General features: G+C 60.5%; 5 protein-coding genes and 1 pseudogene. 3 read left to right on the forward strand and 3 right to left on the reverse strand.

The features are described 5' to 3' along the window. Nucleotides 1-28: 28 nt before the first annotated feature. Together K9857_RS30675 and K9857_RS30680 are read right to left on the reverse strand one after the other, a co-directional pair. The gene (locus tag K9857_RS30675) at nucleotides 29-793 is read right to left on the reverse strand and encodes a methyl-accepting chemotaxis protein (protein ID WP_411961623.1); all 765 of its coding nucleotides are present in this window, start codon (nucleotides 791-793) and stop codon (nucleotides 29-31) included. A 93-nt stretch (nucleotides 794-886) separates the two neighbouring features. Then, nucleotides 887-1,918: pseudogene (locus tag K9857_RS30680) on the reverse strand (cache domain-containing protein); the annotation flags it as partial. Between the two features lie 171 nt (nucleotides 1,919-2,089). Here K9857_RS30680 and K9857_RS28520 point away from each other — a divergent pair. Continuing rightward, nucleotides 2,090-3,571: a helicase HerA-like domain-containing protein gene (locus K9857_RS28520; RefSeq protein ID WP_224541627.1), complete on the forward strand. Its 1,482-nt coding sequence runs from the start codon at nucleotides 2,090-2,092 to the stop codon at nucleotides 3,569-3,571. A 105-nt stretch (nucleotides 3,572-3,676) separates the two neighbouring features. Here the strand turns inward: K9857_RS28520 and K9857_RS28525 are convergent, their stop codons facing one another. Beyond that, nucleotides 3,677-4,132, reverse strand: coding sequence for a DUF721 domain-containing protein (locus K9857_RS28525; RefSeq protein ID WP_224541629.1), 456 nt, complete (start codon nucleotides 4,130-4,132; stop codon nucleotides 3,677-3,679). Between the two features lie 309 nt (nucleotides 4,133-4,441). Between K9857_RS28525 and secA the strand changes: the two genes are divergently transcribed. Further along, nucleotides 4,442-7,177 (forward strand): preprotein translocase subunit SecA, encoded by a 2,736-nt coding sequence (gene secA, locus K9857_RS28530; RefSeq protein ID WP_224541630.1) that lies wholly within the window; start codon nucleotides 4,442-4,444, stop codon nucleotides 7,175-7,177. Nucleotides 7,178-7,297: 120 nt separating this feature from the next. Beyond that, nucleotides 7,298-8,515: a bifunctional glutamate N-acetyltransferase/amino-acid acetyltransferase ArgJ gene (gene argJ, locus K9857_RS28535; RefSeq protein WP_224541632.1), complete on the forward strand. Its 1,218-nt coding sequence runs from the start codon at nucleotides 7,298-7,300 to the stop codon at nucleotides 8,513-8,515. The last annotated feature ends 21 nt before the right edge of the window (nucleotides 8,516-8,536 follow it).

Raw genomic sequence — 8,536 nt, forward strand, 5'->3', positions numbered from 1 at the left:
CTTGCCCGCGAAGAGGCCGGTTCAGGCGCTAGATACGGAAGCTATCGACCAACTGCTTCAACCGCACCGCCTGCTGCTCAAGTTCGGCACACGCCCGCAGTGTCGATTGCAGATTCTCCACCCCTTCCTGGTTCAGCGTATTGATTTCGGTGATGTCGACATTGATCGACTCCACCACCGCCGTCTGTTCCTCGGTCGCGGTGGCCACGGACTGGTTCATCCCGTCGATCTCGCCGATACGCCGGGTCACGCTGCCCAAGCGTTCGCCGGCCAGGTTGGCGATTTCCACGCTGTCCTGGCTGTGGCGCTGGCTGTCGTTCATGGTGCTGACCGATTCCCGGGCGCCGACCTGCAACTCCTCGATCATGCTCTGCACCTGCCGCGCCGATTCCTGGGTGCGGTGCGCCAGGTTGCGCACTTCATCGGCGACCACGGCAAACCCGCGCCCGGCTTCACCGGCCCGTGCCGCTTCAATGGCGGCATTGAGCGCCAGCAGATTGGTTTGCTCCGAGATACTGGTGATCACGTCGAGAATCTGCCCGATGTTCACGGTCTTGCTGTTGAGCGCTTCGATGTGGGTACTCGAGGCGTCGAGCAGGTTCGACAGCTGATCCATCGCGGCAATGCTGCGCTGCACCACCTGTTGACCATCCTCCGCCAGATTGCGGGCATCGCTGGCTTGGGTCGAGGCTTGCGCTGCGTTGTGCGCAATTTCCTGGGCCGCGGCGCCGAGCTCATTGATGGCGGCGACGACACTGCTGGTGCGCGAGGCTTGCTGGTCGCAATTCTCCATCGACGAGTTGGAAGCCGCGACCACCCGCAGCGCGACCTCGTTGACGTGCCCGGTGGCCGAGGACACTTCACGGATCGATCCATGAATGCGCTCGACGAAACGGTTGAACGCTTTGCCCAGCAGGCCGAATTCGTCGTTGTTCTGGATCGTCAGGCGCTTGGTCAGGTCGCCTTCACCGTTGGCGATGTCTTCCATGGCCCGGGTCATGACTTGCAGCGGCTGGATCAGGATGCGGATCAACAGGCCCAGCAAGGCAATGATGATCCCGGCGGCGATGACCGTGGCCACCACCGCCGACGCGCGAAATTCGCTGAGCTTCGAGAAGGCCTTGTCCTTGTCCACCGACAGTCCGATGTACCAGTTCACCGAAGACAGCCCATCGATTGGGCTGAATGTGACGATCTGGGTTTTGCCATCGACCTCGGTTTCACTGAAGTCGCTGCTGACCCTCGGGGTGTTTTTCGGGTACGCCTCGGCCAGGGACTTGGTGACCAGATCCTTGTCCGGGTGCACCAGGATCTTGCCGTCGGCGCTGACCAGGAAGGCATGACCCATGCCGCCGAAATCCAGCGCGTTGAGGCTGTCGATGATCATCTGTAGGCTCAGGTCGCCACCGACCACGCCGATGTGCCGGGTCTCATCGAACACGCTCTGGACGATGGAAATCACCAGCTTGCCGGTGGAAATGTCGATGTAAGGCTCGGTCAGCACCGATCCGCTGGTGGTCTGGGCGCTTTTGTACCAGTCCCGTTTACGGGGATCGAAGCCTTCCGGCATGTTCGCGTCCGGGCGGATGGTGAAAAAACCATCGCTGTTGCCCATGAACACGGCGACAAAAGCCGTGGTCATCGCCTTCTGTTCAAACAGATCGGTGATGTTTGCAAGCGTCGGGTTGAGTGCGATGTTTTGCGCGAGGTTTTCAACCAGCAGGCTGCGACCGTTCAGCCAGGTCTGGATGTTGTTGGCAGTCACACTGCCCATTTCCTGAAGGTAATTATCGAGGTTGTTTCGGATCGCATTACGTTGCATCGAGTCGTTGTACAACGTGAATGCGGCGAAGGCGAGAGTGACGATGAGGGCGGCGGCAAGCAGGATCTTATGGCTGAAGCGCATATTTTTATTCATGGCTTGGGTTTTCCAATAAGGTCTTAATGCCCTCGGCGTGCTTTATTAAAGGAACGCCGTGGGCGGCGTTGAATCAGGTCGGTGTTTGCGCCGTCGCCTTAGCGCAAGACCAACACTGTTCAATCATGGATATCGGCCGCGATCGATCAAAGATTAATCAAGGTGGGCAAAATGCACGATTCAGCGCAACTCGTTATCGGTGCCGATCCTTCAGGGCAGCCGATTTCCCAGGCCATGCGCCTGGCCAATCGTCACGGTCTGATCGCCGGTGCGACCGGTACCGGCAAAACGGTCACCTTGCAACGACTGGCCGAAGCCTTCAGCGATGCAGGCGTGGCGGTGTTTGCAGCGGATATCAAGGGTGACCTGTGCGGTCTGGGGGCCGCGGGTAATCCACAGGGCAAAGTCGCCGAGCGGATCGCCGGGATGCCCTGGCTGAACCACAAATCGGCGTCATATCCGGTAACGCTTTGGGATATTCACGGCAAATCCGGTCATCCCTTGCGCACGACATTGAGCGAGATGGGACCGTTGTTGCTGGGCAGCCTGCTGGAACTCACCGACAGTCAACAATCTGCGCTGTATGCCGCATTCAAGGTCGCCGATCGCGAAGGCCTGTTGCTGCTGGATCTGAAGGACCTGAAGGCGCTGCTCAATCATCTAAAGGATCATCCGGAACTGCTGGGGGACGACGCGGCGCTGATGACCACCGGTTCCAGTCAGGCGCTGTTGCGGCGCCTGGCGACCCTTGAACAACAGGGCGCCGAGGCCCTGTTCGGCGAGCCGGCGCTGCAACTCGAGGACATCCTGCAACCGACCGCCGACGGGCGAGGGCGCATCCACCTGCTTGATGCCAGTCGTCTGGTGCACGAAGCACCGAAGGTCTACGCGACCTTCCTGTTGTGGCTGCTGGCGGAATTGTTCGAACAGCTGCCAGAGCGCGGCGATGCGGACAAACCGCTGCTGGCGCTGTTTTTCGATGAGGCGCATCTGCTGTTCACCGGCACGCCCAAGGCTTTGCAGGATCGTCTGGAACAGGTAGTGCGGCTGATCCGCTCGAAAGGCGTCGGGGTGTATTTCGTCACCCAGTCGCCGGGTGACTTGCCGGACGATGTGCTGGCTCAGCTCGGTCTGCGCATCCAGCACGGTTTACGCGCGTTTACCGCGAAGGAGCAGAAATCCCTGCGGGCGGTGGCGGACGGCTTCCGGCCGAACCCGGCGTTCGATGCCTTGGCGGTACTGACCGAGTTGGGGATTGGTGAAGCGCTGGTGGGCACCTTGCAGGAAAAGGGCACGCCGGAGATGGTCCAGCGGGTGCTGGTAGCGCCGCCGCAGTCACGGATCGGTCCGCTGAGCGATACCGAGCGCACGATGCTGATCGCGGGATCGCCGTTCCAGGGACGTTATGACAAACCGATCGACCGCGAATCGGCCTATGAAGTGCTGATGGGACGCAAGGGGCTGGCGCCGGAAGCCGAGGCTGAAAAGCCGGCAAAGCAGGAGCCAAGCTTCACCGAGCAGGCCGGAGAGTTTCTCGGCACGGCGGCGGGGCAGGCGCTGAAATCGGCGATGCGCCAGGCGGCGAATCAACTGGGTCGGCAGTTGGTGCGGGGCTTGATGGGATCATTGCTCGGCGGCAGCAAACGCCGCTAATCCCACTCACCTTGTAGGAGCGAGGCTTGCCCGCGAAGAGGCCCTCGAGGGCGCTAAAAGCTTCGCGGGCAAGCCTCGCTCCTACAGGGATTGTCTGGGCAGGATTCAGGTCTTGGGCCTAGCATGCGCCGCCAACCGCTCCAGCGCCGCCCGCAGCTTCGGATCATTGATGCCATCGGCCGTCGCCTGAATGGTCGCCGCCGCATCCACGGACAAATCAACGGTATGCCCCGCAGCCCCGCGATGAACGGTGGGCGGCTGGACCTTGAACAGAATTCGCATGAGGCTGGAAAACTCATCGAACATCTGCAACTGCCGTTGCAGGCGTTTTTGCTGGTAGCGCAGGCGGGTGGCCCAGTGGCCATCAGTGACGATCAACAAAAGATTGCCATCGCGCCACGAGGCTACATGGCAGTGTTCGCGCGCGGCGGGTTGCAGTTGGCTGTCGAGCAGTCGTTGCAGATGACTCAGGCGTTGGGCATGGCCGAGCATGGCTTTGAGCGGTTTGGCTTCGCGTAGCAGGACGGCGGGTGCTCTGGCCGTGAGAGGGCGAAATGCCATGATCAGACACCTGAAGTAACAGAGCCGCCATGGTAGCAGAAAGCAGCAGATTCGCCCGACCCATTGCTTTGCGCGCGCTTTCCCCATTAAATCAACAGATAACTTCTTCCGTTCATGGCTTGAAGTTGACCCATTTGCCCCTATTTTAAGTGAGCCCCGTCAAAGCGCTGAGCCAGCATCGTGGAATAACGCCACTTTCCTCACCATCGTTTCCGGGTAGAATGCTCGTTCGCATGCGGCCATGAGGGCTGCACGGGCGACGCTCACGGGGCCGCCCTCCATCCCTTTAGTGTGGAAGATCCTGCCGATATGTTTGCGCCTTTGTTAAAGAAACTTTTTGGAAGCAAGAACGAGCGTGAAGTCAAACGCATGCTCAAGACGGTACAAGTCGTCAATGCCTTCGAAGAGCAAATGGTGGCCCTTTCGGACGATCAATTGCGTGCCAAGACGGAAGAGTTCAAGGCCCGCATCGCCAAAGGGGAAACCCTCGACAAGCTGCTGCCAGAAGCCTTTGCGGTTGCCCGTGAAGCCGGCAAGCGCGTCATGGGTATGCGTCACTTCGATGTCCAACTGATCGGTGGCATGACCTTGCATGAAGGCAAGATCGCCGAAATGCGTACCGGTGAAGGCAAAACCCTGGTGGGTACCCTGGGCGTTTACCTCAACGCGTTGTCCGGCAAGGGCGTGCACGTTGTGACCGTGAACGACTACCTGGCCCGCCGTGACGCCAACTGGATGCGTCCGCTCTACGAATTCCTCGGCCTGACCGTCGGCGTGGTCACGCCGTTCCAGCCGCCTGAGGAAAAGCGCGCCGCCTACGCCGCCGACATCACCTACGGCACCAACAACGAATTCGGTTTCGATTACCTGCGCGACAACATGGCGTTCAGCATGGAAGAAAAATTCCAGCGCGAACTCAATTTCGCCGTGATCGACGAAGTCGACTCCATCCTCATCGACGAAGCCCGTACTCCGCTGATCATTTCCGGTCAGGCCGAGGACAGCTCCAAGCTGTACATGGAGATCAACAAACTGATCCCGCAGCTGGAACTGCACGTCGAAGAAGTGGAAGGCGAAGTCACCAAGGCCGGTCACTACACCGTCGACGAGAAGACCCGTCAGGTCGAGCTCAACGAAGCCGGTCACCAGTTCGTCGAAGAGGCGCTGAACCGTCTGGGCCTGCTGGCTGACGGCGAAAGCCTGTACTCGGCGCACAACCTGAGTCTGCTGACTCACGTTTACGCCGGTCTGCGCGCGCACAAGCTGTTCCACCGCAACGTCGAATACATCGTGCAGGAAGGCCAGGTCGTCCTGGTCGACGAGCACACCGGCCGTACCATGCCGGGCCGTCGCCTGTCCGAAGGCCTGCACCAGGCCATCGAAGCCAAGGAACACCTGAACATCCAGGCCGAAAGCCAGACCCTGGCTTCGACCACCTTCCAGAACTACTTCCGTCTGTACGACAAGTTGTCCGGCATGACCGGTACGGCCGACACCGAAGCGTTCGAGTTCCATCAGATCTACGGCCTGCCGGTGCTGGTCATTCCGACCAACAAGCCCCTGGCCCGTAAAGACTACAACGACCTGGTGTTCCTGACCGCCGACGAGAAATACGCGGCGATCGTCAACGACATCAAGGAAAGCATGGCCGCCGGCCGTCCGGTGCTGGTGGGTACTGCCACCATTGAAACCTCCGAGCACATGTCCAGCCTTCTGGTGAAGGAAGGCATCGAGCACAAGGTTCTCAACGCCAAGTTCCACGAAAAGGAAGCCGAGATCATTGCCCAGGCCGGTCGCCCAGGCGCACTGACCATTGCTACCAACATGGCCGGTCGTGGTACCGACATTCTGTTGGGCGGTAACTGGGAAGTGGAAGTGGCCTCCCTGGAAAACCCGACGCCTGAGCAGATCGCACAGATCAAGGCCGACTGGCAGAAGCGTCACCAGCAAGTGCTCGAGTCGGGCGGTTTGCAGGTTATCGCCTCCGAGCGTCACGAATCGCGCCGTATCGACAACCAGCTTCGTGGTCGTGCCGGTCGTCAGGGTGACGCCGGTTCCAGCCGTTTCTACCTGTCCCTGGAAGACAGCCTGATGCGCATCTTCGCCTCTGACCGGGTGAAGAACTTCATGAAGGCTCTGGGCATGCAGCCTGGCGAAGCGATCGAGCACCGCATGGTGACCAACGCCATCGAAAAGGCTCAGCGCAAGGTTGAAGGTCGCAACTTCGACATCCGTAAGCAATTGCTCGAGTTCGACGACGTCAACAACGAACAGCGTAAAGTGATCTATCACATGCGTAACACGTTGCTGGCCGCCGACAACATCGGTGAAACCATCGCCGACTTCCGTCAGGACGTACTCAACGCCACCGTCAGCGCGCACATTCCGCCGCAATCGCTGCCTGAGCAGTGGGACGTGGCGGGTCTGGAAGCCACCATCCAAAGCGACTTCGGTGTGGCGCTGCCGATTCAGCAATGGCTCGACGAAGACGATCATCTGTACGAAGAGACCCTGCGCGACAAACTGATGCAGGAACTGATGGCCGCGTACAACGAGAAAGAAGACCAGGCCGGCGCCGAAGCGCTGCGCACCTTCGAGAAGCAAATCGTTCTGCGTGTTCTGGACGACCTGTGGAAAGACCACCTGTCGACCATGGACCACCTGCGTCACGGTATCCACCTGCGTGGTTATGCCCAGAAGAACCCGAAGCAGGAGTACAAGCGCGAGTCGTTCACACTGTTCTCCGAACTGCTGGATTCGATCAAGCGCGACTCGATCCGCGTGCTGTCCCATGTTCAGGTACGTCGCGAAGATCCGGCCGAGGAAGAAGCCCGTCTGCGTCAGGAAGCCGAAGCTCTGGCGGCGCGCATGCAGTTCCAGCACGACGAAGCTCCTGGTCTTGAGCAACCGGAACTGCTTGGTGAAGAGGTCGATGTCGCCCTCGCCGCCGCACCGGTTCGCAACGAGCAGAAGCTGGGCCGCAACGAACTGTGCTACTGCGGTTCGGGCAAGAAGTTCAAGCATTGCCACGGGCAGATCCAGTAAAACCCGTTTGATACCTTGAAATACCCGCGCCGCGACCGGCTCCTGCCGTCGCGGCGTTTTGCCATTTAAACCACCGCTCCCGCCGAGCGGTGCAGACATCATCTAGTGAGGAGCGCATTCATGGCTGTTGGTCTTGGTCCTTTGCCAACGTTGCACCCGGTTGCCGGTTTTGAACTCGGTATCGCATCGGCCGGCATCAAGCGCCCGGGGCGCAAGGATGTCGTGGTCATGCGCTGTGTCGAAGGCTCGACCGTCGCAGGCGTGTTCACCCTGAACGCTTTCTGCGCAGCTCCGGTGATTCTGGCCAAGCAACGCGTGCAAGGCCCGGTGCGTTACCTGCTGACCAACACCGGCAATGCCAACGCCGGTACCGGTGAGCCGGGCCTGGCCGCCGCCGAGCGCACCTGCGCCAAGCTGGCCGAGCTGACTGGTGTCGATGCCAGCCAGGTGCTGCCGTACTCCACCGGCGTAATCGGCGAACCGCTGCCGGTCGAGAAGATCGAAGGCGCGTTGCAAGCCGCCCTCGACGACCTGTCGGTCAACAACTGGGAAGCCGCCGCCACTGGCATCATGACCACCGATACCCTGCCGAAAGGCGCGAGCCGCCAGTTCCAGCACGATGGTGTGACCGTCACCGTGACCGGCATCAGCAAGGGCGCGGGCATGATTCGTCCGAACATGGCCACCATGCTCGGCTACATCGCCACCGACGCCAAAGTCTCCCGTGACGTGCTGCAGAACCTGATGCTCGACGGCGCCAACAAGTCGTTCAACCGCATCACCATCGACGGCGACACCTCGACCAACGACTGCTGCATGCTGATCGCCACCGGTCAGGCCGCACTGCCGGAAATCACCCGTGCCGAAGGCGAACTGTTCGCCAAGCTCAAGCAGGCGGTGTTCGAAGTGTGCATGGACGTGGCCCAGGCCATCGTTCGCGACGGTGAAGGCGCGACCAAGTTCGTGACCGTTGAAGTCAATGGCGGCGGCAATCACCAGGAATGCCTGGACGTCGGCTACACCGTGGCTCACTCGCCGCTGATCAAGACCGCACTGTTCGCCTCCGATCCGAACTGGGGCCGCATCCTGGCTGCCGTTGGCCGTGCCGGCGTACCGAACCTGGACGTGAGCAAGATCGACGTGTTCCTTGGCGAAGTGTGCATCGCCAGCCGTGGCGCCCGCGCTGCCACCTACACCGAAGCCCAGGGCGCGGCGGTGATGCAGCAGGAAGAAATCACCATCCGTATCGAACTGGGTCGCGGCGATTGCAGCGAAACCATCTGGACGACCGACCTGTCGCACGAGTATGTGAAGATCAACGCCGAGTACCGTACTTAAGTCCGCGTTGACCCTATCGCG

The organism is Pseudomonas sp. REP124 (assembly GCF_020164475.1).
GTDB lineage: Bacteria > Pseudomonadota > Gammaproteobacteria > Pseudomonadales > Pseudomonadaceae > Aquipseudomonas.

Excerpts from the sequence above, each read along its gene's own strand:
- K9857_RS30675 (WP_411961623.1), bottom strand. The coding sequence starts at position 793 with ATGGAGAATTGCGACCAGCAAGCCTCGCGCACCAGCAGTGTCGTCGCC.
- argJ (WP_224541632.1), top strand. The coding sequence starts at position 7,298 with ATGGCTGTTGGTCTTGGTCCTTTGCCAACGTTGCACCCGGTTGCCGGT.
- secA (WP_224541630.1), top strand. The coding sequence starts at position 4,442 with ATGTTTGCGCCTTTGTTAAAGAAACTTTTTGGAAGCAAGAACGAGCGT.
- K9857_RS28525 (WP_224541629.1), bottom strand. The coding sequence starts at position 4,132 with ATGGCATTTCGCCCTCTCACGGCCAGAGCACCCGCCGTCCTGCTACGC.
- K9857_RS28520 (WP_224541627.1), top strand. The coding sequence starts at position 2,090 with ATGCACGATTCAGCGCAACTCGTTATCGGTGCCGATCCTTCAGGGCAG.